The organism is Amycolatopsis sp. PS_44_ISF1 (assembly GCF_032335455.1).
Taxonomy (GTDB): Bacteria; Actinomycetota; Actinomycetes; order Mycobacteriales; family Pseudonocardiaceae; genus Amycolatopsis.
Genome location: NZ_JANUXO010000002.1, coordinates 2,509,344 through 2,533,931, shown reverse-complemented (window position 1 = coordinate 2,533,931; position 24,588 = coordinate 2,509,344). Strand labels below are relative to the sequence as shown.

The following is a 24,588-nucleotide window of genomic DNA, read 5'->3' as shown; positions in this document are numbered from 1 at the left end:
CCGACGCCCGCGGATCGGCCCTGATCGTCCGGCAACGCCATCGCCCGGACCCGGACCGCTCGCCGTTCAGCCGGGACGGCGGCCTCGCGAGCGTGGTGCGGAGCCGTCCGCCGGTTCCCCACCGGATCTCCCCATTTCCTCCGCCCCGCCCCCGTATCGGCCGGGCAGGGTCGGTGCCGTGGACTGGTTGGAAGAATTCACGGTGGAAGCACAGCGGCGCCAGGTGCGGCCGGAGCCCGAGTGGGACCGGGGCGCACGGCTGGATCCGGCGGTGGCGCGGAGCGTGCAGCGGTTTCAAGTCGGGGAATCCGGGGACGGGGCGAACCTGCTGGCCAAGGCGGACGGGCGGTACCAGGAGGCGGTCGCGCTCTTCGTGGCCGAGGAGCAGAACCACGCGCGGCTGCTCGCCCGGCTGCTGGAGGCGTCCGGCACCACTACGATCGACGCGCACTGGTCCGACGCCGTGTTCGTCCAGCTTCGGCGCGCGCTCGGGCTCCGGCTGGAGCTGATGGTGCTGCTCATCGCCGAAGTCGTGGCCCTGCGTTACTACCGGGCCCTGCGCGACGGCGTCGACGATCCGCTGACCCGGGAGGTCGCGGCGCGCATCCTGGCCGACGAGGAACGGCACGTGCCGTTCCACTGCGACCGGCTGCACGGCGAATTCGGCGGGCCGACCGGCAAGGCCGTCGCGTTCGGCTGGCGGGTGCTGCTCGCCGGTGCGCTCGCGGTGGTGCTGCTCGACCACGGGTCCGCGCTGCGGAAGCTGGGCCTCACGCGGATCGCGTTCGCCGCCGGGGTGCTGGAACGGTTCGAGCGAGTTCTGGTGGACGTCCACTGCGGACGGAATGGCCCGGCGCGGGTACGGCCGTGGCCGCGCCGGGCCCGGCCTCGGGGACTGGTCTGAGGGCTCCGGGCAGGCCCGAGGAACTCCGGCGTTCACTTCAACAAGAGCTGCTCCTGTTCCCCGTCTGACTGGCTTGTGTTCGGTTGGCCCAGGTCGAAGGGGCCTTCGTCCTGGGTGCGTCTCATCGTCCGTCAGAGCCGGACGTTGCGAGCGGCCACCAGGCCGAGAACGGTCTTCGCGCCCACCCGCTTGGCTGCCCTGGCGAGCCCGGTCAACGTGCTCCCAGTGTGGTAGATGTCGTCGATGATCAGCACCGTCCGGTCGGTCAGATCTTCGAAGATGCGGAACTCCCCGGTCAAGCTCCCGCGTTCGTGGGGAGACATGTCCTTGGTGGCGGGCCGGTACTGGTGCCGTGTTCTCACCTCGACGAGTGGCTTGTCGAAATGGCTGCTCAGGGCTTCGGCAAGGCGCGTGCTCGTCCCGGCCTCCGGTGTGTGTCCCGGGGCAGCAACGATCCGGGTGGCTGTTTGGTACCAGGGATGGCGGCGAATTGCGTCGATCATGCGGTTCGCCAGGAACTGCTCTGCCTCCGAGGCGGCCTCGTCGCTCGCCCACTGGTATCGCTTCGCGACGCGGATCGCTCTGGCCACCTGGGTGTATTCCCGTCGCTGCGGGTCGTCGGCCGTGGATTTGCTGTAGAAGTCCAGCGCCAATGCCCCGTCGGGGCTGGCGGGGATCTTGACTCTGAGGGCGAGAGCTTCAGTCATGAATTCAAGGAAGGCCCTCAGGTCTTCGTTGGGCTCGAAGTCCATGCGAAGCAGACCTGACCATCGGTTCTTGTCGTCGCCGGCCGCCGGCCGGGCCACGAGTCGAGGCCAGGCTCCCACGACGTGATCGATTACGTCCTGGGAGCCTTGAATCTTCAAGGTGTGGACGTCGTTGGACTTCACGAGCTGGTAGGCGGTCAATCGATTGGCCCGCCGATCGGGCTGATAAGGCTGCGTCGTTGTCAAGGGACTCTTCCTTTCCCTGGCCATCGCAGGCGGGCGGGGACGGGTCGGCGTTGGCGGCGGTGGTGATAATCTCACTTAGCTGGCCACTGAGTGCGGGTTTTTCAAATCTGCTGTGAGATGGTCGAAGAGCTGCTGAAAAACTGACTTAACGACGCTGGGGGTGCGAATGACGAAGAATCAGCCAGTTGACAGTCTCGAGGCTGCCGCAACGGAAATCGAGCTGGCGCTTCTCGCACCCAGGGCTGCCGGTGGCCCCCGCAGCGCTGTCAAGTACTTGTCGCAGCATGGCCGAACTCAAATGCACGCCCTGATCGGGCAGCTGCCGAGCTCTGAGCGGGAGAACGCCCGGGCCGAGGCCGAGCGGCTGCTCGGCTCAGGGGTGCGAGCCCTGATGTGCGATGCCCCGCGGTTTCCGGCGGGACTTCGAAGCTTCGCCGGTTCCCCCCCGGCGTTGTTCTACCGAGGCTTGCTCGACTGCCTCGACCAGTACTCAATCGGTCTCAGCGGATCGAGGAACGCGAGTGAGGAGGGGCTGCGCGCGGCCCGCGCTTGCGGCGAAGAGGTTGCCAGTCTCTCCGGAGTTCTGGTTTCGGGTTACGCCAAGGGAGTGGACACCGAAGGCCACCTGTCGGCATTGAGCGCGGGTGCAGGCACGGTCGCGGTTCTCGCTGAGGGCATCGACCAGTTCAAGCTGAGGGCCGAGTATCGAAGTGTGGGCGAGGCCATCGATCGGGGGTTCCTGGTGGTGTCACAGTTTCCGCCGTCGCAGAGGTGGACAGCGGGTGCTGCTATGGCAAGGAACCAGGTGGTCATCGGGCTGAGTCGTGCGCTGGTCGTCGTCGAGGCCCGCGGTTCCGGCGGCACAGTGAAAGCGGGTCAAGCCGCACTTCGCGGAGGCCGGCCCGTTTTTGTGCTGGCGGGGGCCGGCAGCGTCCACGACGGTAATGAGCAGTTGTTGGCCGCGGGCGCACAGCCAGTCGCCGATCGGGCAGCGCTGGCCGAGAGCCTCCACCGAGTGCGGTCCGACGAGGCTCCGCAGTTGCCTTTGCTCTGAGCACGATCTGGCCTGGGCAATCGTGAGCATCCCGACCGCCCAGGCCAAGCCGCTCAACCGGTCAGCCGGGACCAGAGGAATTCGAACACCAGCGCCCACTTGAACGCCAGTTGCTTGTTGTCCGCCGCGCCCCCGTGGCCGCCCTCGATGTTCTCGTAGTACGAGACGTCGTGGCCCTGTTCGGTCATCAGCGCCACCATCTTGCGCGCGTGCCCGGGGTGCACGCGGTCGTCGCGGGTGGAGGTGGCGAACAGGACCGGCGGGTACGTCCGTCCCTTGTGGACGTTGTGGTACGGGGAGTACGCCGCGATGTACCGCCAGTCCGCCGGGTCGTCCGGGTCGCCCCATTCGGCCATCCAGGACGCGCCCGCGAGCAGCCGGTGGTAGCGCTTCATGTCGAGCAGCGGGACCTGGCTGACGACCGCGCCGAACAGCTCCGGGTACTGCGTGAGCATCACGCCCATGAGCAGGCCGCCGTTGCTGCCGCCCTGGATGCCCAGGCGGCCGGGGGTGGTGATGCCGCGCGCGGTGAGGTCGGCGGCCACCGCCGCGAAGTCCTCGTACACCTTGTGCCGGTTGGCTTTGATCGCGGTCGAATGCCACTCCGGCCCGTACTCGCCGCCGCCGCGGATGTTCGCCACGACGTACGTGCCGCCACGCGATAGCCAGCCGCGCCCGATCACGCCGCTGTACGAGGGCGTCAGCGAGACCTCGAAGCCGCCGTAGCCGGTCAGCAGCGTCGGTCCGTCTTCAGCGCCCGAAGGCCGCACCACGAAGTACGGGATCTTCGTGCCGTCCTCCGACGTCGCGAAGTGCTGGTCGACCTCGATCCCCTCGGTGTCGAAGAAGGCGGGTGCCTGCTTCAGCACCTCCACCTCTTCACCGACGACGCCACGGCTCAGCGTCGAGGGTTGCAGATAGCTGGAGGAGTCGATGAAATAAGCGTCGTCGACGTCCGGCTCGGTGTCCACGATGGCGGCGCTGCCGAACTCGGGCGCCCCGCCCAGCGGCGCCTCCGCCCAGCCGTCCGGGCCCGGGGTGAGCGCGCGCAGCTCGGACTTGACGTAGCGCAGCGTCGCGAGCAGCAGGTGGTGGCGGGTCCAGGCCCAGTAGTCCAGCGAGGTGTGCGCGTCCGGGGTGAACAGCGCGGTGAAGTCGCGGGAGCCGGCCATGAAGGCGTCGTAGCCGATCGCCAGCAGCGAGCCACCGGGGTGCTCGACGCCGCCCGCGGTCCACGGGGTGCGCGGGTGCACCAGCAGCCATTCGCGGTGCACGGAGGCGCGCGCGTCGTCCGGCACGTCCACCTTGACCAGGCCGGACGCCGTCCGCTGGTGCAGCTCCGAGCGGTAGAACTCGATGGACCGGAGGACGAAGTCGCGCTCGAACCCCTCGTCCGGGTCGTGGTAGGCGGTCACCGCGACGTCGTCCGGCTTGCCCTCGTACACCAGGGTCGCCTGCTCGACCGGCGTGCCGCGGCGCCACTCCTTGGTCAGTCGCGGGTACCCCGAGCTGGTCAGCGAACCCGGGCCGAAGTCCGTGCCGAGGTACAGCCGGTCCCGGTCGATCCAGCCGACGCGGTTCTTCGCCTCGGGCAGGAAGAAACCGTCTTCGACGAAGGTGTGCGCGTCGAGGTCGAACTCGCGGACCACCGTCGCGTCCGCCCCGCCGCGGGACAGCTCCACCAGGCCCAGCCGGTGGTCCGGACGCAGCACCGCCGCGCCCTTCCACACCCAGTTCTCGCCCTCGGCCTCGGCCAGCGCGTCGAGGTCGAGCAGCACCTCCCAGTCGGGTTCGGCCCGGCGGTAGCCCTCCAGGGTGGTGCGCCGCCAGAGGCCCCGCTGGTGCGCGGCGTCCTGCCAGAAGTTGTAGAGGTGCGCGCCGCGGCGTACGACGTACGGGATGCGGCCGTCGGCGTCGAGCACCTCCCGGATTCCGTCCCGCAGCGCGGTGAAGCGCTCCCCGGTCGTCAACGACTCCAGCGTCCCGGCGTTGCGGGCGCGGACCCAGTCCAGCGCCGCTTCGCCGGTCACGTCTTCCAGCCACAGGTACGGATCTTCGACACTCATGACCACAGTCTCGCCGCACGGGCGGGTTCCCGGCCACCGGATCGGCGTTCCCGTTTCGTGATCCCGGGGTCAGGGCGCGACCGTATGCTGTAGCGCGGGTCGTACAGGGGGAGTGAGCGTGACCGGACAGGCCGAGGGGGACGGGCCATCGAGGTGGGCCGGGCCGCCGCCGGCCGCCGCTCCACCGGCCCCTTACCGGCCCGAGTCCGGCTCGGTCCCGTCGCCCCGGCCACGCCGTCGTGGGCTGACCGGCGGGGTGGTCGCGGTGGTGATCGTCCTGGCCGCGGTCGCGCTGATGGGAGTGGTCCCGCGCGAGCGGTCCGGCTACGCCACCGCCGTCCCCGGCACCGTGGAGCGCTCCGACGTGGGCCGTTCGCCCGGGGCCGGCTCTCCGGTGGGGCCCCGGCTGGAGACTAACCCCTTGCTCGCGGACGGCATCCGGCTTGCGCGCGTCTCCTGCGAACTGCCCGAGCTCGGCCGGCAGGACGCCCAGCTTCAGGGGTTCTACCGCGCGCTCGCCGGCTGCCTGGAGCAGGCCTGGCGCCCCGCGCTGGACCGGGCCGGCGACCCGACGCTGCCGGCCACGGTGTCGGTCACGCTGCCGAAGGTCAGCACCTGCGGGGCCGCGCCGTCCAAAGAGGAGGCCGTCGCCTACTACTGTGGCGGCGACACCACGATCTATGCCCCCACCGCCTGGATGCTCTCGGACGCCGGGCTCAACCGCTCGCGCCACCTCGCCACCATCGCCCACGAGTACGGCCACCACGTGCAGCGCGAGAGCGGCATCCTGGCCGCGGCGGCCGACCGGATGACCACCCCGGACCAGCGCAGCCCGGCCGACCGGGCGGTCGTGCGGCGGATCGAGCTGCAGGCCAACTGCTTCGGCGCGCTGTTCATCGCGAGCGCGATCGGCCAGGGCTCGGTCGGCCGGTCGGTCGGCAACGCCGCCGTGGCCGACTACGGCCGGGCCGACGACAGCGAGGACCACGGCAGCCGCGCGCACCAGCTGTCCTGGGCCGAGGCCGGGTTCTCCGGCGGGACCACGGCCGCCTGCAACACCTGGTCCGCGCCGGCCGATCGGGTCGGCTGAGCCGTCCGGCCGGCGGCTCGAAACTGCCGTTCTCCGTCCGCTCGCCGGGATCATTCGGGTGAACTGCCGCGCCGCGGTCACCGCCTCCGGCCAGAGCCCGTCGAGGGCGCGGGCCGGGTCCCGGCCGCGCGTGACTGAGCGGCACGGATCGCTCTTCGGCTACGGTGCGATCTCGGCCGGGCGCATCGTGCCGGGGCCTGGACGAGGGAGACCGATGACCGATGACGTGATGGTGGCCATCGACGCAGGACTGCGCCGGCACCTCGGCGGCGACCGGGCCGGTGCGCGCGAGGCGTTCGCGAAGCTGTGGGCCGAGATCGGCGCGGACGGTGACCCGTTGCACCGCTGCGCGCTGGCGCACCACATGGCCGACGCCTGCGAGGACCCGGCCGAGGAGCTGGAGTGGGATCTGCGCGCGCTCGCGGCCGCGGACTCCCTGACCGACGAACGCGTGCAGGAGTACCAATCGGCGCTGGCCGTGCGCGGCTTCTACCCCTCGCTGCACCTGAACCTGGGCGAGGACTACCGCAGACTGGGTGACCTCGAAGCCGCCCGTCGTCACCTGGCGTCGGCCCGGGAGCGGCTCGACGCGCTCGGCGACGACGACTACGCCGCCGGCATCCGCGCGGCGCTGGACGGGCTGGCCGAGCGCCTGGCCTGAGCCGCGCCGCACCCCGGGTGAACGCCGCCCGCCGGGCTTCCGCGCGCGGCACCCGGGCCCTAACCTGGGGTGGCCCAGCTCGATGCGGAGAAGGGATCGCCATGCGGATCGAGGACTTGCTGCGCGGTAAGGGCTCAGCGGTCGCGACGGTCGCCCCGGGGACCACCGTGACCGAACTGCTCGCCGGCCTCGCCCGGCACAACGTCGGCGCCATGGTGGTGACCACCGAGGACGGCGGCATCGCCGGGATCGTGTCCGAACGGGACGTGGTCCGGCGGCTCGACGACCACGGCCCGGGCATCCTCGACGGGCCGGTCGCGGACATCATGACCAAGCTCGTCGCCAGCTGCGGCCCGGAGGACTCGGTCGACCAGCTCAGCGTGCTGATGACCGAGCGGCGGATCCGGCACGTGCCGGTGCTGGCCGAGGGTCGGCTCGCCGGGATCGTCAGCATCGGTGACGTGGTGAAGAGCCGGATGGAGCAGCTCGAACAGACCCAGGAACAGCTCGAGGCCTACATCGCCCAGGGCTAGGCGCTCGTACCGGCTGGTGGCGGCGGACGGGTTCACCCCCCGGCCGCGCCAGTTCCTCCCGGCCGGTGCGGCCAAACTCGGTGATCACGATCGAGCCGGCCACGCTGCTCCTCCGGCGCCCCAGGGCGGGCCCCTATTCGCGCCAGCCGCTCAGCTCGACGCCCTTGGCGACGTCGACCCGGTAGGCGAGCGTGACCGTCCCGGTCGCGCCCGGGGCCAGGGTGAGCTGCCAGGTCAGCTCGCCCAGTTCGGTGTGCTCGGCCGGATCGGGGGCGGGGCGCACGTCCCGGACCGTGATGGCGTCGTCGCGGGAGACGGGGGCCTGGTCGAGCACGGTGACCGACGCCTCGCGGGGACCGTGGTTGGTCACGGTGGTGCGGTACTCGGCCTCGCGGCGGCGCTGCCCGGACAGCGCCGCCTTGCTCGCCGTGCGCTTGACCAGCTCGCGCTCGACCCGGATGCGGTCGTCGACGCCCAGCGCCAATTCCAGCTCCTCGCCCGGGGCCCACACGTCGAGCTGCGTGGTGCCGACGAACTCGGTCTCGTGGAACACCGACGCGCGACCCGGGCGCAGGGTGTGTTCGGAGGTGTTGACCACGGTCGCGCGCAGGTACGCCTCGGCGGCCTGGACCGGCGCGGTCACGTAACCGAGCTTCGCCTCCAGCTCCAGTTGCGCCAGGGTAGTGCGGTGGCCCTGGGCACCGGACGGGATCGCGACCGGGCGGGCCGGCCGGTAGGTCACCGCGGTGGCGCCCTGCTCGACGGCGGCGACCTTCGGCGCCATCCGGCCGAATGACGCGGCGCTGTCGCGCGCCATGCCGCGACCGGGCGCGGCGGCGGCGTAGGCCACCGGCGGGGCCGGGGGAGGGGGCTGCCGGCGGTCGAGGTACCAGGGCTGAAGCTCCGGCACGGTCACGGTGCTCGCCGGGCGCGCGGTGGACAGGGCCAGCTCGCACTCCGGCCAGTCCTCGCCGGTGTGCTGGCTGACCAGTCCGTGGGAGGTCACCGTGACCCGGGTCCCGCGGACCCGGACGTCGTAACCGGGCTCCCAGCCCGCCCCGGGGACCACATAGGACAGTTCCAGGTCGACCTCGTCGGAGTTCCTTTCCGCCAGCGGTTCCAGCTCGACGACGACCGTGGAACTGTCCTGTTCGGACTGTGCGCCGTGCGTCTCGATCCGCCGGTCCAGTGCGGCGAGGTCTTCGCGCAGCCGGTCCAGCCGGTCGGTGAGCGCGCGGCGGTTCTTGAGCGCCGTGGCCAGTTGGGTGCCGAGCGCGTCGCTGACCTCCGCGACACGCTGGGGCTCCGCTTCGCCTGCGGCCAGAGCTTTCGCGAAGCTGTTTCCGCTACGTCGAGCGACGCCCGTCAGCATGTCCACCTTCGCGGCTTCGGCTGCTTCGTCGTCCGCGACGGCGTCGAGCGTCCTCTGGTCTTCTCGACGCTGCTCGACGAGCGCGCGCAACGTCGCGTCAGCCGGCTCCGCATGCTGCTCGAACGATACGTCGACACCAGTGACGAGCGCGGCGCCGGTTCCGGTGACGCGTACGGACTCCGCGTCGAGTGCCAGCGGCAACCCGGTGATGCGCAGCCGCCCCCCGCCGGCCAGGTTCGCGCGGCCGCGGCGGGTGATCCGCGCCTGCTGCGGGTAGACGGTGACGGCGACGATCGGGGCTTCGACGGTGGTGGCCATACCGGCGACGTTAGTCGGTTGACGCGGGTCGCGGTTGCCGGAAGGCTCAGGAGGGCTCGCCCGCTTCGTCCCGCTTGGGGGTTCTTGGTGAAGGCTTCTCGGGTCGCCCTCGTGCTCGGCGTGGTGCTGACGCTGCCGTTCGGTCCGGCGGTGGCGCAAGCGGACGCGCCACCCGCGCCGGTGTTCACCGGCGGGCAGGCACAGCCGGTGTTCGACCCGGCCGACGTGGTGCGTGAGGACGTCTGGGTGACCGCGCCGGTGGACAGCGACCACGACGGCCGGGACGACCTCGTGCACGCCCAGGTGGTCCGGCCCCGCGCGACGGTGAAGGGCATGAAAGTCCCCGTCGTGTACCAGGCGAGCCCGTACTTCTCCGGGGGCAACGACGTCGCCAACCACAACGTGGACACCGAGCTGAACGCCCCTGCGGAGGGACCGCGGGTGCCGGTGGACCGGGTCGGCCCGCACGCCGCGCCGCCGATCGGCTGGAGCTACCAGGACTACTTCACCGCCCGCGGGTTCGCCGTGGTGTACGGGGAATCGCTGGGCACCGGGCTGTCCACCGGCTGCCCGACCACGGGCGACGTCAACGAGACGGTCGGCGCCCGCTCGGTGGTCGACTGGCTGAACGGCCGCACCTCGGCGCACGACGCGGCGGGAGAGCCCGTCACGGCGGCCTGGAGCACCGGCCGGACCGGCATGATGGGCGTGTCGTACAACGGGACGCTGCCCAACGCGGTGGCGAGCACCGGCGTCGAGGGCCTGGAGACGATCGTGCCGATCGCCGCCATCTCCAGCTGGTACGGCTACTACCGCAACGCCGGCGCGGTCGTCGCCGCGGGCGGCTACCAGGGCGAGGACGCCGACGTGCTGGCCGACTACGTCTACACCCGCGCCGACCGGCAGGTCTGCCGCCCGGAGATCGACGGGCTGACCGCGGGGCAGGACCGGGTGACCGGTGACTACAGCCCGTTCTGGGACGCGCGGAACTACCGCAACGACGTGGGCAAGGTGCACGCCTCGGTGCTCGCGGTGCACGGACTCAACGACTGGAACGTGAAGACCGAGCAGGTCGCGACCTGGTACGAGGCGCTGAAGGCCCACGGCGTCGAGCACAAGATCTGGCTGCACCAGTTCGGTCACAACGACCCGATCTCGCTGCGCCGCGACGTCTGGCTGCAGACGCTGAACCGGTGGATGTCGCACTACCTCTACGGCGTGGACAACGGCATCCAGAACGAGCCGAAGGCGACCATCCAGCGCGAGGACAAGTCGTGGACCGACGAGGCCGATTGGCCCGCGCCGGGCACCAGCGGCGTCAAGGTCTACCCGTGGCCCGGTGGCAAGGCGAAGGGCACGCTGGACCCGCACAACCCGGTGCCGGGCCGCGCCACGGTCGAGACCCTGTCGGACGACGCGAGCAAGACCGTGGAGCAGCTCGTCGATGCCGCGTCCTCAGGCAACCGGCTGCTGTACGCGACTTCGGCGGCGAAGCAGCCGTTACGTCTGTCGGGCACCGCGCGGGCGGACCTGGAGCTGTCCTTCGACCGGCCCGCCGCGAACGTCACCGTGGTCCTCGCCGACCGCGCGCCGGACGGGAAGTCGCACGTGATCAGCCGCGGCTGGACCGACCCGCAGAACCGCACGGGCCCGGCCGTCACCACACCCGTGACGCCGGGCACGCCGTACCGGATCGGCGTCGACCTGATGCCGAAGGACTACGTGCTGGCCGCCGGGCACCGCCTGGAGTTCCTGCTGGCCTCCAGCGACCACGACTACACCCTGCGGCCCGCACCGGGGGCCGGGCTGGCCCTGGACCTGACGCGGACCTCGGTCACGCTCCCGGTCACCGGCGGACCGGCCGCGCTGGCGGCGGCGTTCTGAGGCCACCGGGGGTTCAGTCCGCGATCCCGGACCGATAGGCGAAGGCCACGGCCTGGGCGCGGTCGCGGAGGCCGGCCTTGGCGAACAGGTGGTTCACGTGGGTCTTGACCGTGGCCTCGCTGACCACCAGCGTCCGGGCGATTTCGGTGTTCGACAGGCCCGCCGCGATCAGCCGCAGCACCTCGACCTCGCGCGTCGTGAGCCCCTCGACCTCCTGGGCCGGCACGGGCGCTCGCCGCGTGGCCGCTTCCACCAGTCGCCGCTGCAGCTCGCCATCCACAGTGGACTGCCCGGCGGCGGCCGAGCGCAGGGCCCGGGCGATGGCCTCGGCGTCGGCGTCCTTGGTCAGGAACCCGCGGGCGCCGGCCTTGAACGCGGCCAGCAGGGAGTCGTCGTCGGCGTAGGTGGTGAGCACGACGACCTCGGTGCCCGGGTGCCGCGCCCGCACCAGCCCGGTCGTCTCGACCCCGTCCTGGCGGGGCATCCGCAGGTCGACCAGCAGCACGTCCGGCCGGTGCTCGGCGACCAGCTCCAGCGCGGCGGCCCCGTCCGCGGCCGAGCCGACCACCTCGACCCCCGGCAGCAGCCCGAGCAACGTGGCCAGCCCCTCCCGGACCACGGCCTGGTCGTCGGCGATCACCACCCGCAGGCTCACGCCGGCACCGTCAGCTGAATCCGCCATCCGTCCTCCCCCGGCCCGCTGACCAGTTTCCCGTCGAGCAGCGCCACCCGTTCGCCCATGCCCCGCAAACCGTATCCCGCGGCCGGCGCCTCCGGCGGGCGCCTGCCCTGCCGGTCGGCGACGGTCAGCTCCACCTGCTCGGGGGAAAAGGCGAGCGTGACGTCGACGTCGGCCCTCCGCGCGTGCTTGCGTGTGTTGGCGAGCGCCTCCTGCACCGCGCGGACCAGCGTGGTCCCGACGCGCGCGTCGAGCTCCCGCGGCTCGCCCTCCACGACGAGGTCCGCCCGCGCCCCGGTGTCCAGCCGGTAGCCGGCGAGCAGGTCGGCGACCGCGCGCGGCACGAGCACGGCGTCCTCGCGCAGCGCGGCGACGGCTTTGCGCGCCTCGGCCAGCCCGTCCGTGGCGAGCTTCTGCGCGCGTTCGATCTGGGCGACGGCGTCGGGGCTGGCGTCGTCACGGACCAGCATCAACCGCGCGCCCTGCAGGTTGAGCGCGAGCCCGGCGAGCGAATGCGCGAGCACGTCGTGCACCTCCCGGGCGATCCGCGTGCGCTCGGCCAGCGCGGCGGCGCGCGCGTGCTCCTCGGTCGCCGTCTGCGCGCGGGCGAGGGCGAGCTCGGTCTGCTCCAGCCGCGCCGCCCGGCCCCGCCGGTTGGCGGCCAGCAGCAGCAGGACCACGGGCAGCACGAGCTGCGAGACGGTGGTCAGCCAGCCGAAGTCGTGCACCAGGGCCAGTACGACGATCGCCGCCGCGCTGAGCAGGGCGGCGACGGCGTTGAGGACCTTCCCGTACGCCAGCATCACGGAGAACGCCGCACTGAACATCGCGACCGACGTCCACCCGTTCGGCTGTAGCACCCCCAGCGCCCCCGCCGCGAGGATGACCACGATCAGCACGGCCGGCTTCAGCCAGGCGGGCCGAGTCGGCGACATCAGGACCAGCCCGGAACAGACCAGCGTGACCCCGATCAGCGGCCAGGACCACCCCTGCGCGTCCGGCACCGAGACGATCATCGGAAACGCGATCAGCCCCCACCGCAACCACCCCAGCGGCCCGATCCGCAACCGTCCCGCCGCGGCGGTGATGGTGTCCTCGTCCATGGTCCTCCCCGGGTGCCTGTAGGGGAATGTACTGGGCGGGTCCGACTACGTCGCGCAACACAACATCCACGGCTGCTCGCACCGGCCGTCGGGTGCTCGGCCCGCTTCGCTCGATCAAGCTCTCCCAGCCTGCGAATCTCCAGCCCGGTCCGCCGTTCTCGGCCGCCCGGTCACCCGGCCACCCGGCCACCTGGCCACCCAGCCGCCCGGCCACCATGCCGCCCGGCCGCCCGGCCACCTGGCCGCCCAGGCACCCGGTCGCCCCGTCCTACCGTGCAGGCCACTCACCTCACCCCGCTCAGCCCGGCCCCATTCCATCCGCACTGCCCCCGCGGATCGCCCCATCCACCGGCCATCGCCCTTAGCCCACCGCCCACCACCTGGCCACCGGCTACCAGTCACCGGCCCCCAGCCACTTGATCCCCAGCCCTTGGCTCCCGTCGCAAAGGGCCAGCCACCCTACCCCTCCCCACCGACAGAACCCCGCCCCGCCAGCGCGTCTTCCCCCAGTTGTCCACACCGCCCCTCCCCGCCCCGGACCTGTCCACAGATTCCCGGCCACCCCACATTCGCCCCGATTTCCACCGCACAGTGGAGGTCGTGACCACCTCGACCCCGCCCGGCTCGGCCCGGCCCGTTCTCACCGATCCCGCCCAGCTGATCGCCGCGCTCCCGTACCTGCTCGGGTTCACGCCCACCGACTCACTCGTCCTGCTCGGGCACCGCCCGCCCGGCACCGGCATCGGCCTCGTCCTGCGGGCGGACCTGCCACCTCAGGACCTGTTCGCGTACCAGGCTGACGCGCTCGCCCCGCGCTTCCGGGCCGCAGCCCACATCGGTGTCACCGCCGTCGTCGTCGGTGGCCACGCCGGTCCCGACGGGCGGCCACCCTTCGCGGCGTTCGTCACCCAGCTCCAGCGGGCGCTGGCCGAACAGGACCTGCGCCTGCTCCATCCACTGTGGACGGCCGCGATCGAGGAGGACGCGCCGTGGTCCTGTTACCGCGACGAGGAGTGCGGTGGCCTTCTTCCGGACCCTCGTGGCACGGTCATCGCCGCCGCGACCACGAGAGCGGGTCTCGTGTCGTTCCCGAGCCGGGAGCACGTGGCTGCATTGCTGGAGCCGCGTTCACCGGAGGCGATCGTCCGCCGCACCGCGCTGCTCGGGCGCTTGGAAGGGCCACCCGGGGCCACCGAAGACCTGGTCTCCGCAGCCACTGCGGAAGTCCGCGCCGCGTTCGAGCGAAGACGGAGCGGCGTCGAGTACATCGACGACGAGCAGGCGGTGCGCCTCGCGCATGCCCTGACGATCAAGCCGGTGCGCGACGCCTGCCTTGCCCTGGCATCTCCGCCGGGCACCGAGGTGGCCCTGGACGCGGAAGCGCTGTGGCTCTCGCTCGTTCAGGAACTGCCCCCGCCCCACCGGGCCGAGCCCGCTTCCCTGCTCGCCTACACGGCTTTGCTCCGGGGCGAGGGCGCGCTGGCCGGGATGGCCCTGGAGAACGCCCTGGAGGCGAGCCCCGGCCATTTGGTCGCCAGGCTGCTGTACGCGGCGTGGAACCGCGGCATCGACCCCGCGCGGCTCGGGGGTCTCGGGGCCAGGTCCGAAGTGGACCTCGGCCTCGAGGACGCCGGGGCGGGGTGAGCGGGTCAGGACTTCCGGGCGCGGGTGAATTCCCAGGCGTCGGAGACGATGCCGGTGAGGTCGGTGCGCACCGGCTTCCAGCCGAGTTCCGCACCGGCCTTTTCGCTGGAGGCGACGAGCACGGACGGGTCGCCGGCCCGGCGCGGAGCCACGACGGCCGGGATCGGGTGGCCGGTCACCTTCCGGCAGGCCTCGACGACCTCGAGCACCGAGAATCCGGTGCCGCTGCCCAGGTTGTAGATCCGGTGCTCACCGGCCGTGGCGTGGGCCAGGGCCAGTTGGTGGGCGTCGGCGAGGTCGACGACGTGGATGTAGTCGCGGACGGCCGTGCTGTCCGGCGTCGGGTAGTCGTCGCCGTAGATGGAGATGTGTTCGCGGTCGCCGGTGGCGACCTGGAGGACGAGGGGGATGAGGTGGGTTTCGGTGGTGTGCCGCTCGCCGAACGCGTCGTACGCGCCCGCGACGTTGAAGTAGCGCAAGCTGACGGCGGCCAGGCCGTGGGCGCGCGCGAAGCTGGTGATGGCGTGGTCGATCGCGAGCTTGGACGCACCGTAGGTGTTGGTCGGCTGCGTCGGCGCGGTCTCCGGGATCGGCGAAGACTCCGGCTCGCCGTACGTGGCGGCGGTGGAAGAGAACACCAGGCGCGGGGTGCCGTTGGCCTTCATGGCCTCGAGCAGACGCAGCGAGGTGACGACATTGCCTTCCCAGTACTTCGCCGGATCCGTCATCGACTCGCCGACCAGCGACTTCGCGGCGAAGTGCAGCACGCCGTCGAAGCCTTCGCCGAGGATGTCGGCGGCCACCGCGGCGGCGTCGCCCTGGATGAAGCGGGCTTCGGGGTGCACGGCGTCGGCGTGCCCGGTGGACAGGTCGTCCACGACGGTGACCTGGTGACCGGCCTCGATGAGCCGCGCGGCGCACACACTGCCCACGTACCCGGCGCCACCCGTGACGATCAGTTTCAGGGGGCTCTGCTGGTCGGTCACGTCGTGGCCTTTCTGCTGAGGATGGTGACTGCGCGGCACAGTCTTCCCTTACTGCGACGCGACCGGCCGCCCGGGGTTGCCACGATCGGAGCAGCACCGGCCGGTGCCGTCGAAAACGGCCGCCGGACGCTTTGGCCAGGAAGGGCTACGGCCGAGCCACCCCCTCGTACGAGCTGCGCGAGGGGACGCTGGTCGCGCGGCGCGTGCCGCCCCAGCGGTTCCGCGTCCCGTCGTGCTCTCACCGAGAACCATCGGCGAGAGCGGCGCGAAATCGCCGGGTGGACGGTCTCAGCCGAGTGGCTACCGGCTGAGCGGCCCACGACCGAGTGGAGGGAGATCGTGCCCCGCCGACCCCGCCGTGGGTCAGACCTCGTCGCGGCCAGCGCCCCGGGACGGGACGGCCGTGAACGTCCGCGGGCGGCGGAGACCGGCCGATTCGAACGCGGCCTCCACCGCGGAGCGAACCGTCTCCAAGTCGGCCTCACGCACCAGCGCGATGGCCGAGCCGCCGAAGCCGCCGCCGGTCATGCGGGCGCCCAGCGCACCGGCGGTGCGGGCGGAGTCGACCGCGAGGTCGAGTTCGGCGGTGGAGATGCGGTAGTCGTCGCGCATGCTGACGTGCGAGGCGTCGAGGTACGGGCCGATCTCGGCCAGCTTGCCCTGGCGCAGCTGGGCGACCACGTCGAGCACCCGCTGGTTCTCGGTGACCACGTGGCGCACCAGGGGGGCCAGCTCGTCCGGAAGCTGGGCCAGCGCGGCGGGCAGGCCTTCGAGCGTCACGTCGCGCAGAGCCTTGACGCCGAGCAGTTCGGCGGCGCGCTCGGTGCCGCGGCGGCGTTCGCCGTAGCCGCCTTCGGCGTGGGAGTGCTTGGTGCGGGTGTCCATGATCAGGATCCGTACGCCCGCCTCGGCCAGCGGGAACGGGACCTGCTCCATCTCGCCCGAGCGGACGTCGAGGAACAGCACGCACGACTCGGTGCAGCACAGCGAGGCCGTCTGGTCGAGGAGGCCGGTGGGGGCGCCGACGAAGTCGTTCTCGGAGCGCTGCACCCACCGGGCGATCTTCGATCGGTCCGGGGTCTCGGCCGGGTCGCTGCCGACCTCCACGCCGGCCAGGCCCAGCAGGGCCAGCGTCACGGCGCACTCCAGCGCGTGCGAAGAGGACAGGCCCGCACCGGAGGGCACGTCGCCGGCGATGACCAGGTCGGCGCCCGCGGCGTAACCCTGGTCGCGCAGCACCCAGGCGACGCCGGCGGGGTAGGCCGCCCAGCCCGGGACGGACCCGGGTTCGAGCGACGCGATCTCGAGCGGGCCGGACTGCTGGAGCTGCCCATCGTCGCCGAGGGTGGCGACGTTCAGCACCCCGTCTTCGCGCGGTGCGCCGGCCGCGGCCAGGCGGTGGGGCAGGGCGAAGGGCAGCACGAACCCGTCGTTGTAGTCGGTGTGCTCGCCGATCAGGTTGACCCGTCCGGGCGCGGACCAGACCCCGGCCGGGGCCCGGCCGTGGATCCGGTGGAACGCTTCGGCCGCTTCGGTGGCGGGGCTCACCTGGCCTGCGCCAGCACCGCGTGCAGGGCCGAGGTGGCGACCTGCGCGCTGCACTCCGTGCCGGTGACCTCGATCGTCACGCTGCCGCCGTGGGCCCTGCCGATCCGGACGCGGCCGCCGGGCACGATGCCGACGGACTTGAGCTCGGTCATCAGCGACTCGTCGAGCTGGACGTGCTCGGCGATCCGCTTGATCTCGACGTCGCCACCGCCGGTGCGGGCGAACTCGTCGAGCCGCACCAGGTCCGGTTCCGGCGGCGGGGCCGGGTCGCCGTCGCCCAGCTTGTCGAGGCCGGGGATCGGGTTGCCGTACGGCGAGGTGGTCGGGTGGTCGAGCAGCTGGACCAGCTTGCGCTCCACCGCCTCGCTCATCACGTGCTCCCAGCGGCAGGCTTCGGTGTGGACGTGCTCCCACTCGAGGCCGATGACGTCGACGAGGAGGCGCTCGGCCAGGCGGTGCTTGCGCATCACGGCGATGGCCAGCTCACGGCCGTGGTCGGTCAGCTGCAGGTGCCGGTCGTCGGCGACGACGACCAGCCCGTCGCGCTCCATCCTGGCCACGGTCTGGCTCACGGTCGGGCCGCTCTGCTGCAGCCGTTCCGCGATGCGGGCCCGCAGCGGGACGACACCCTCTTCTTCGAGCTCGTAAATCGTACGCAAGTACATCTCGGTGGTGTCGATGAGATCGTTCACGCTGTCCCCTTCGTCCGCGTAGCTCATCGTAGTCGTTGGCCCCGACAGCGACGGCACGCCTCGGCGTAACAAGTCACCGGTGAGGAAAAGTCCGGGCCTGCTGCGCGGGAACGGCCCGGACCTGCAGGATGGGGGCATGCGCCCGTTGATCACCCCTGCCGCGCTCGCCGCCTCGCCCGCGGGGGAGCGCCCGGCCGTGCTGGACGTCCGCTGGCGGCTCGGCGGCCCGCCCGGTGCCGAGTCCTACCGCGAGGGGCACCTGCCCGGCGCGGTGTTCGTGGACCTGGACACCGCGCTCGCCGCACCCCCCGGCGAAGGTGGCCGGCACCCCTTGCCCGATCCGGCCGATCTTCAGCGTGAGCTGCGGAAAGCCGGGATTCGTTCGGACCGTCCGGTCGTGGTTTACGACGACGCCGACGGCTCGGTCGCGGCGCGCGCCTGGTGGCTGCTGCGCTGGGCCGGGCACTGGGACGTCGCGGTGCTCGACGGTGGTTACGCAGCGTGGCTGGCCGAGGGCGGTGAGGTGACCACCGAGACCGCTGTCCCTGAACCGGGTGATATCGAGGTGGCGCCGGGCGGTATGCCGGTGCTTTCCGCGGACGAGGCAGCGGTGCTGGCGCGCGAAGGCGTCTTGTTCGATGCCCGTGCGAAGGCGCGCTATGCGGGTGAGACCGAGCCGGTCGATCCGCGCGCCGGTCACATTCCCGGGGCGGTCAACGCGCCCTCCGCGGAGCACCTCGGCGCGGACGGCCGCTGGCGTACCCCGGCGGACCTCGCCGAACGGTTCGCCGCCCTGGGCCTCCGCGACGGCGCCCCGGTCGGCGCCTACTGCGGCTCCGGCGTCACGGCTTCGTCCGTGGTGCTGGCGCTGGAGGTTGCGGGCCGTGCTGAACCGGCGGCGCTGTACCCGGGCTCGTGGTCGCACTGGTCCCGCGACCCCGAGCGCCCCGCCGCGACCGGGCACGAACCGGGCTGAGGGTTTCCGCCAGCGCCCTGACCGAGGCCGGAGCGGGCAGCTCGCGGACACTGCGTCCGGGGTCGCTCTCGCTGCGGCGTGGGCGACGGGAGAAAAAGACAGAGCTGCGGCTGGCCACGCGGCCGGAACCGGTGTTCCCTGCGGCCGGGAGCCGGGAGCCGGGAGCCGGGAGCCGGGAGCCGGGAGCCGGGAGCCGGGAGCCGGGAGCCGGGAGCCGGGAGCCGGGAGCCGGGAGCCGGGAGCCGGGTGGTCACGGAGGGCGGCTGACCAGCCTCTGCCCCAGTACAGTGCGGGACATGGCTTCGCCTGCTGTCGTCTGGGATTCCGCGCTGCTGGGGTACGACCTCGGTGGTGACCATCCGTTCAACCCCGTCCGGTTGGAGCTCACGGTGCGGCTGGCGACCGGGCTCGGGGTGCTGGACGGGGTGGAGCTGCTCGTGCCGTCCGCGGCGGGGGACGAGGAACTGCTGCGGGTGCACGCGCCCGAGTACCTCGCCGCCGTGCGGGAGGCACCGTCGGCCGGGTGGGACGTCGGGCACGGGCTGGGGACGCAGGACAACCCCGTGTTCAGCGGGATGCACGACGCGTCCGCGCTGGTGGTCGGGTCGACGCTGCTGGCGGCGCGCAAGATCGCCGGCGGGGAGGTCAAGCGGGCGGTGAACGTCGCGGGCGGGCTGCACCACGCGATGCGCGACCGCGCGGCCGGGTTCTGCGTCTACAACGACTGCGCGGTCGCCATCTCCTGGCTGCTCGACCACGGCTTCGACCGCATCGCCTACGTCGACACCGACGTGCACCACGGAGACGGGGTCCAAGCCGCCTTCTACGACGACCCGCGCGTGCTCACCGTCTCGCTCCACCAGCACCCGTTCACGCTCTGGCCGGGCACCGGCTACTCCGCCGAGACCGGCAGCGGCCGGGCCGCCGGCACCGCGGTGAACGTGCCGTTGCCGCCGCACACGCGCGATCCCGGGTGGCTGCGGGCGTTCAACGCCGTGGTGCCTTCCCTGCTCGCCGGGTTCGAGCCGCAGATCCTGGTCACGCAGTGCGGGGTCGACTCGCACGAGGAAGACCCGCTGGCCGACCTCTCCCTCTCCGTCGACGGGCACCGCACGATCTACGCCGCCTTGCGCGATCTCGCGGAGACCTACGCGGGCGGGCGCTGGCTGGCCGTCGGCGGGGGCGGGTACCAGCTGATCCGCGTGGTCCCGCGGTCCTGGACGCACCTGATCGCGACGGTGCTGGACCGCGACGTCGCGCCGGAGACCCCGCTGCCGCCGGAGTGGGTCGCCGCCGTCACGCGCGCCGCGCCGGACGCGGAGATCCCGCGCACCATGACCGACGACCGGGACACGACGTTCAAGCCCTGGGGCGACGACGCCGACGAACCCGTGGACATCGCGATCCGCGACACCCGCCGCGCCGTCTTCCCGCTGCACGGGCTGGACCCGGACGATCCGAGGGATTGACCATGCCCGAAGACCACACCACACCGGCCGGGAAAGACACGCCGGACAGCCCTGGCGGTGCCTCCTCATCCGGCCACCTGGCCGACAGCCCCGCCGCCACGGGCGAAGGTGGCCATGACTCCGCGGCCGACAGCTCCCCTGCCACAGGCGAGGGTGGCCATGGCTCCGCGGCCGACAGCTTCGCTGCCACGGGCGAGGGTGGCCGAGACCCCGCGGCGCACAGCCCCGCGGCGACCCCTGGGCACAGCCGTGGCTCCGCGGCCGACAGCGCCGCCGTCACGGGCGATGGTGGCCGAAGCACCGCGGCCGACAGCCCCGCCGCCACGGGCGGGGGCGGCCGAAGCCCCGCAGCCGACAGCCCTGCGGCGGCCGGTGGAGGTGGCCGAAGCTCCGCAGCCGGTGACCCCGCCGCTACGAGAGACGGCGGCCAGAGCCCCGCGTCCGACGCTCCAGGCGAAGGGGGCCGCAACGGCTTGCGCGACCCGTTCGACTACCCGCGCGATTGGGAGGCCGACGTCGTGCTCTCCGACGGGGGCACGGTGCACCTGCGGCCGGTCGTGCCGAGTGACGCCGACGGGCTGGTGGCCCTGCACGGGCGGCTTTCCGAGCGCACGCGCTACTTCCGGTACTTCGGCGCGTACCCGCGCATCCCGCCGCGGGACCTGGTGCGGTTCTCCACCGTCGACCACCACGACCGGGTCGCGTTCGCGGCGCTGCTGGGGGACGACATCGTGGCGGTGGGGCGGTACGAGCGGCTCGACCAGGGGCCTTCGGCCGAGGTGGCGTTCCTGGTGGACGACCGTCATCAGGGGCGCGGGCTCGGCTCGATCCTGCTGGAGCACCTGGCCGCGGCCGCGTCGGAGAGCGGGCTGCGGCGGTTCGTCGCCGAGGTGCTGAGCGAGAACGCCGCGATGGTGCGGGTGTTCCGCGACGCCGGTTACCAGGTCAGCCGCGCGATCGAGGAGGGCGTGCTGCACCTGGAGTTCGACATCGACCCGACGGAGGAGTCGCTGGCCGTCGCGCGGTCGCGGGAGCAGGCGGCCGAGGCGCGCAGTGTGCACAACCTGCTGCACCCGGGGTCGGTCGCGGTGATCGGCGCGTCCACCGACCACGCCAAGGTCGGCCACGTCGCGTTCCGGAACCTGCTCGCCGCCGACTTCACCGGCACGGTCTACCCGGTCAACCCCGTGCACCGCTCGGTCCGCGGCGTGCGGGCCTACGCCTCCGTGCTCGACATCCCGGACCCGGTCGACCTCGCGCTGGTCGCCGTGCCGGCCGAGGCGGTCGAGTCCGTGCTGGACGCCTGCCTGGCCAAGGGCGTGAAGACGCTGCTGATCGTCTCCGGTGGCTTCGCCGAGTCCGGTCCGCTGGGGCTGCACGCGGAGCTGCGGCTGGTCGGCGAGGCCCGCGCGCACGGAATGCGCGTGGTCGGGCCGAACGCGCTCGGCGTGCTCAACACCGCGACCGGGGTCCGGCTCAACGCCACCCTCGCGCCCGTCCTGCCGAAACGCGGCCGCACCGGCTTCTTCTGCCAGTCCGGCGCGCTCGGTACGGCGATCCTGGCCGACGCTGGAGCCCGCGGGCTCGGGCTGTCCACCTTCGTCTCGGCGGGCAACCGCGCCGACGTCTCGGGCAACGACCTGCTGCAGTACTGGGAGACCGACCCGGACACCGATCTCGTGCTGCTGTACCTGGAATCGTTCGGCAACCCGCGCAAGTTCGCCCGGCTGGCCCGGCGGCTGGGGCGCAGCAAGCCGATCGTCGCGGTCAAGTCCGGGCGGCACGCGGTGCGGCCGCAACTGGCGGCGACTTCGGCGGAGGTCGACGAAGCGAGCGTGCAGGCGCTGTTCGAGCAGGCCGGTGTCGTACGCGTCGAATCGCTCGCGCAGCTCTTCGACACGGCGCTGGTGTTCGCGCACCAGCCGCTGCCGGCCGGGCCGCGGATCGGGATCGTCGGCAACTCCAGCGCCATCGGGCTGCTGGCCGCCGACACCGCGCGCTCGCAGGGACTGAAGCTGGCCTTCGACCCGGTCGACATCGGCCCTCAGGCCGGGCCGGAGGAGTTCGCCGCGGCGGTGCGCGAAGCGCTGGTCTCGCCCGACACCGACGCGTTGATCGCCGTGTTCGCCCCGCCCGTCGCCATCCCGGGCACGGCGTACGCGCGGGCGTTGCGCGAAGCGGTGGTGGAGCTGAAGCCGAGCAAGCCGATCGTCTCGACCTTCCTCGCCGCGGAGGGCGTGCCGGACGAACTGGCCCTGATGTCGGACGACGGCGTGCCGACGCGCGGTTCGATCCCTTCCTACTCCAGCCCGGAGCGGGCGGTGGACGCGCTGGCCCGCGTCGTCCGGTACGCCGCCTGGCGCCAGCGGCCGCAGGGCGCGCTGGTGCGCCCGGGCGGGATGCACGTCGAGCAGGCGCAGGAGCTGGTGCGGGAACTGTTGGCCGAAGCCGGCGGCCGTTCGGCCCTGCTCTCCGACGAGGACGTGGTGCGCCTGCTCGGCTGCTACGGCGTGCACGTGGTCCCGTTCCGCGTGGTGTCCACTGTGGACGAGGCCGTGGCCGTGGCCGCCGGGCTCGGCTACCCGGTCACGCTCAAGGCCGTCGACGAGCGGCTGCGCGGACGGCCGGACCTGGCCGGCGTGCGGCTGGACCTGACTTCGGCGGACTCGGTGCGCATTGCCTACCGGGATCTGTGCGAGGTTTCCGGCGACGAGGACGTGTACGTGCAGCGGATGGCGCCGAAGGGCCTCTCGTGCGTGATCGGGCTGCAGGACGACCCGTCCTTCGGCACGCTCGTTTCGTTCGGGCTGTCCGGGCTGGTCAGCACACTGCTGGGGGACCGGGCCTACCGCGCGGTGCCGCTGACCGACGTGGACGCGGCGACGCTCATCCGCGAACCCCGCACCTCACCGCTGCTCACCGGCTACCGCGGCGACGAGCCCGCGGACCTGGCCGCGCTGCAGGACATGGTGCAGCGGGTGGCCGCGCTGGCCGAGGACAACCCGGAGGTCCGCTCGCTCGCGCTGGACCCGATCCTGGCCTCACCGGACGGGGCCTTCGTGGCGAACGCCCGGATGGTGCTGGGCCCGCCGCCCACCCGCCCGGACACCGGCCCGCGCCGCCTGCGCCACATCACGCCGGCCGACGCTTGACCGCTCACGAGCAGAGCATCCAGCTTCAGCAGGTGCCGGGTAGCACCGTCGCCGGTGCACTCCGGCCGCTTCGCCGCGGTGAAGCAGCTATGCACGGGGTGATCGACGTCGAGACCGGCTCCGCCGGGCAAGTTCATCCCATCGGGTAGTTGCGGCCGGCCCAGACCTCCGCCTCCTCGGCCGTGGCGTGCAGGGGCAGGTAGGGCCCGGAGCCCACGACCACCCCGATGCCGGACAGCAGCCGCGCGTGCTCCTCGGAGAGCACGCCGTGCGCGCCGACCTTGATGTCCAGCTCCTCGGCCCGCTCGACGAGCTGCCGGATGGCGCGCACGGCCTCCGCGGGCGGTTCGTCGACCTCCAGCGCGTCGATCATCGCGCCGGTGAGCATCACGGCCGGCGCGGGCACCGCGAGGGCGGGCAGCAGCTCCAGCTCGGCCAGACCGGTGATGTCGACGACGAACACCACCCCGGCCCGGGCCAGCTCGCCGAGCGAGTCGAGCAGTTCCCCGCGATCGTCGACCAGGGACGGTGCGTCCGTGCAGAGCATGAGGTGGCGGTGGCCGAGGTCGTTGCGGGCCAGCTCGTCTTCGACGATGCGCACCAGGTCGCCGTCGATGGCCATCCGGCGCGGCAGGGTCAGGCAGACCATCGGCGCGGCGTCGGCGAAGCGGGCCCGCCAGCCGCCCGCGGCACGCAGCGATTCGGCCAGCAGGTACCGGCCGAGCGCCACCGTCATCCCGGTCGTCTCGGCCAGCGGGAAGAACTGCTCGGCGCGCAGTTCCCCCAGCACCGGGTGGTGCCAGCGCAGGACGGCGTTGAGCGAGGTGGCGATGGCCCCGTCCGGCAGCACCACGTGCGGGCGGTAGACCACGGTCAGCTCGCCCGAGTCCAGTGCGCCGGCGATCCCGCAGGCGAGCCGGTACCGCCGGCCGTCCCCGATCGCGGACACCGGGTCGGACAGGACCCAGCGCGTGTGCCCGAGTTCCTTGGCCCGGCGCAGGGCGATCTGCGCCGACCGGACCGCGCCGGCCGGGCGTCCGGCAGTGTCGGTGTCGGTGTCAATGTTGGTGTCGGTCAGGAAAGCGCCGATGCTCGCGCTGAGCCCCACGCCCACTCCGTCGACGTACACCGGCTTCGCCAGGTCGCCGAGGATCCGTTCGGCCAGTTCCTCGACCGCGGCCGGGAGGTAGGCACCGCGCAGGGCGATCGCCAGCACGTCCCCGGGCAGGTGGGCGAACAACGCCTGGTGGCCCCGGAACGTCGCGCGCAGGGTGCGGGCCGCGCCGGCGAGCACCTCGTCGGCCGCGTCGAAGCCGAGACCCTCGCGGACCACGGCGAACCCGTCGAGGTCCACCAGCAGCAGGGCGACCTGGGGACCGGCCGAATCGAGCAGCTCCGCCAGCCCGGACTCGAAACCGGCCCGGCCGGGGAGTCCGGGCAGCGGTTCGTCCTCCGGGTCGTGCACCAGGCCGGCCGGGCCCGACGGGACGAGACGGTCCGGCAC

The 24,588-nt window shown here is 72.6% G+C and carries 19 protein-coding genes; 10 read left to right on the top strand and 9 right to left on the bottom strand.

The features are described 5' to 3' along the window. Positions 1-178: 178 nt before the first annotated feature. Positions 179-904, top strand: a complete 726-nt coding sequence (locus tag NYF13_RS25530) for a ferritin-like domain-containing protein (protein ID WP_315660173.1) — start codon at positions 179-181, stop codon at positions 902-904. Positions 905-1,035: 131 nt separating this feature from the next. Here NYF13_RS25530 and NYF13_RS25525 read toward each other — a convergent pair whose 3' ends face one another. Further along, positions 1,036-1,857, bottom strand: coding sequence for a phosphoribosyltransferase (locus tag NYF13_RS25525; protein WP_315660172.1), 822 nt, complete (start codon positions 1,855-1,857; stop codon positions 1,036-1,038). Positions 1,858-2,023: 166 nt separating this feature from the next. Between NYF13_RS25525 and NYF13_RS25520 the strand changes: the two genes are divergently transcribed. Then, positions 2,024-2,911, top strand: coding sequence for a DNA-processing protein DprA (locus NYF13_RS25520; protein WP_315660171.1), 888 nt, complete (start codon positions 2,024-2,026; stop codon positions 2,909-2,911). Positions 2,912-2,964: 53 nt separating this feature from the next. Here the strand turns inward: NYF13_RS25520 and NYF13_RS25515 are convergent, their stop codons facing one another. Beyond that, the gene (locus NYF13_RS25515; protein ID WP_315660170.1) at positions 2,965-4,977 is read right to left on the bottom strand and encodes a prolyl oligopeptidase family serine peptidase; all 2,013 of its coding nucleotides are present in this window, start codon (positions 4,975-4,977) and stop codon (positions 2,965-2,967) included. 118 nt (positions 4,978-5,095) lie between these two features. Here NYF13_RS25515 and NYF13_RS25510 point away from each other — a divergent pair, with 118 nt between their 5' ends. The 3 genes from NYF13_RS25510 (at position 5,096) to NYF13_RS25500 (ending at position 7,261) form a co-directional block, all read left to right on the top strand. Then, positions 5,096-6,067, top strand: coding sequence for a neutral zinc metallopeptidase (locus tag NYF13_RS25510; protein WP_315660169.1), 972 nt, complete (start codon positions 5,096-5,098; stop codon positions 6,065-6,067). A 214-nt stretch (positions 6,068-6,281) separates the two neighbouring features. After that, positions 6,282-6,728, top strand: a complete 447-nt coding sequence (locus NYF13_RS25505) for a hypothetical protein (RefSeq protein WP_315660168.1) — start codon at positions 6,282-6,284, stop codon at positions 6,726-6,728. A 101-nt stretch (positions 6,729-6,829) separates the two neighbouring features. Then, a complete protein-coding gene (locus tag NYF13_RS25500; protein WP_315660167.1) occupies positions 6,830-7,261 on the top strand; it encodes a CBS domain-containing protein in 432 nt (143 codons plus the stop codon). Between the two features lie 133 nt (positions 7,262-7,394). Here NYF13_RS25500 and NYF13_RS25495 read toward each other — a convergent pair whose 3' ends face one another. Then, positions 7,395-8,951: a DUF4139 domain-containing protein gene (locus NYF13_RS25495; protein ID WP_315660166.1), complete on the bottom strand. Its 1,557-nt coding sequence runs from the start codon at positions 8,949-8,951 to the stop codon at positions 7,395-7,397. Between the two features lie 87 nt (positions 8,952-9,038). Between NYF13_RS25495 and NYF13_RS25490 the strand changes: the two genes are divergently transcribed. Further along, entirely contained in the window at positions 9,039-10,835 is a 1,797-nt protein-coding gene (locus NYF13_RS25490) for a Xaa-Pro dipeptidyl-peptidase (RefSeq protein WP_315660165.1), read from the top strand. A gap of 13 nt (positions 10,836-10,848) precedes the next feature. On the opposite strand, the gene NYF13_RS25485 is transcribed toward NYF13_RS25490, so the two are convergent. Together NYF13_RS25485 and NYF13_RS25480 are read right to left on the bottom strand one after the other, a co-directional pair. Beyond that, entirely contained in the window at positions 10,849-11,490 is a 642-nt protein-coding gene (locus NYF13_RS25485) for a response regulator transcription factor (RefSeq protein WP_315660429.1), read from the bottom strand. Further along, complete coding sequence (locus NYF13_RS25480) at positions 11,487-12,617, bottom strand: sensor histidine kinase (RefSeq protein WP_315660164.1); 1,131 nt, start codon at positions 12,615-12,617, stop codon at positions 11,487-11,489. The genes NYF13_RS25485 and NYF13_RS25480 overlap by 4 nt, the downstream gene beginning before the upstream one ends. A gap of 600 nt (positions 12,618-13,217) precedes the next feature. Here NYF13_RS25480 and NYF13_RS25475 point away from each other — a divergent pair. Continuing rightward, positions 13,218-14,261, top strand: a complete 1,044-nt coding sequence (locus tag NYF13_RS25475; RefSeq protein ID WP_315660163.1) for a DUF4192 domain-containing protein — start codon at positions 13,218-13,220, stop codon at positions 14,259-14,261. Positions 14,262-14,266: 5 nt separating this feature from the next. On the opposite strand, the gene galE is transcribed toward NYF13_RS25475, so the two are convergent. The 3 genes from galE to NYF13_RS25460 form a co-directional block, all read right to left on the bottom strand. Further along, entirely contained in the window at positions 14,267-15,247 is a 981-nt protein-coding gene (gene galE / locus NYF13_RS25470; protein WP_315660162.1) for a UDP-glucose 4-epimerase GalE, read from the bottom strand. Between the two features lie 363 nt (positions 15,248-15,610). Continuing rightward, a complete protein-coding gene (gene galK, locus NYF13_RS25465) occupies positions 15,611-16,795 on the bottom strand; it encodes a galactokinase (RefSeq protein WP_315660161.1) in 1,185 nt (394 codons plus the stop codon). Next, on the bottom strand, positions 16,792-17,514 hold the full coding sequence (locus tag NYF13_RS25460; RefSeq protein WP_315660160.1) for a metal-dependent transcriptional regulator: 723 nt from the start codon (positions 17,512-17,514) through the stop codon (positions 16,792-16,794). The genes galK and NYF13_RS25460 overlap by 4 nt, the downstream gene beginning before the upstream one ends. Before the next feature lie 109 nt (positions 17,515-17,623). On the opposite strand from NYF13_RS25460, the gene NYF13_RS25455 reads away from it, so the two are divergent. The 3 genes from NYF13_RS25455 (at position 17,624) to NYF13_RS25445 (ending at position 23,084) form a co-directional block, all read left to right on the top strand. Then, the gene (locus NYF13_RS25455) at positions 17,624-18,463 is read left to right on the top strand and encodes a sulfurtransferase (protein ID WP_315660428.1); all 840 of its coding nucleotides are present in this window, start codon (positions 17,624-17,626) and stop codon (positions 18,461-18,463) included. A gap of 296 nt (positions 18,464-18,759) precedes the next feature. Then, entirely contained in the window at positions 18,760-19,932 is a 1,173-nt protein-coding gene (locus NYF13_RS25450; RefSeq protein WP_315660159.1) for an acetoin utilization protein AcuC, read from the top strand. A gap of 473 nt (positions 19,933-20,405) precedes the next feature. Next, the gene (locus tag NYF13_RS25445; protein ID WP_315660158.1) at positions 20,406-23,084 is read left to right on the top strand and encodes a GNAT family N-acetyltransferase; all 2,679 of its coding nucleotides are present in this window, start codon (positions 20,406-20,408) and stop codon (positions 23,082-23,084) included. Between the two features lie 133 nt (positions 23,085-23,217). On the opposite strand, the gene NYF13_RS25440 is transcribed toward NYF13_RS25445, so the two are convergent. Continuing rightward, a complete protein-coding gene (locus NYF13_RS25440; RefSeq protein WP_315660157.1) occupies positions 23,218-24,588 on the bottom strand; it encodes an EAL domain-containing protein in 1,371 nt (456 codons plus the stop codon).

What these genes read in the sequence shown, in the direction of transcription:
- NYF13_RS25520 (WP_315660171.1), top strand. Translation starts at nt 2,024, where the DNA reads ATGACGAAGAATCAGCCAGTTGACAGTCTCGAGGCTGCCGCAACGGAA.
- NYF13_RS25515 (WP_315660170.1), bottom strand. Translation starts at nt 4,977, where the DNA reads ATGAGTGTCGAAGATCCGTACCTGTGGCTGGAAGACGTGACCGGCGAA.
- NYF13_RS25505 (WP_315660168.1), top strand. Translation starts at nt 6,282, where the DNA reads ATGACCGATGACGTGATGGTGGCCATCGACGCAGGACTGCGCCGGCAC.
- NYF13_RS25500 (WP_315660167.1), top strand. Translation starts at nt 6,830, where the DNA reads ATGCGGATCGAGGACTTGCTGCGCGGTAAGGGCTCAGCGGTCGCGACG.
- NYF13_RS25495 (WP_315660166.1), bottom strand. Translation starts at nt 8,951, where the DNA reads ATGGCCACCACCGTCGAAGCCCCGATCGTCGCCGTCACCGTCTACCCG.
- NYF13_RS25480 (WP_315660164.1), bottom strand. Translation starts at nt 12,617, where the DNA reads ATGGACGAGGACACCATCACCGCCGCGGCGGGACGGTTGCGGATCGGG.
- NYF13_RS25460 (WP_315660160.1), bottom strand. Translation starts at nt 17,514, where the DNA reads ATGAGCTACGCGGACGAAGGGGACAGCGTGAACGATCTCATCGACACC.
- NYF13_RS25455 (WP_315660428.1), top strand. Translation starts at nt 17,624, where the DNA reads ATGCGCCCGTTGATCACCCCTGCCGCGCTCGCCGCCTCGCCCGCGGGG.
- NYF13_RS25450 (WP_315660159.1), top strand. Translation starts at nt 18,760, where the DNA reads ATGGCTTCGCCTGCTGTCGTCTGGGATTCCGCGCTGCTGGGGTACGAC.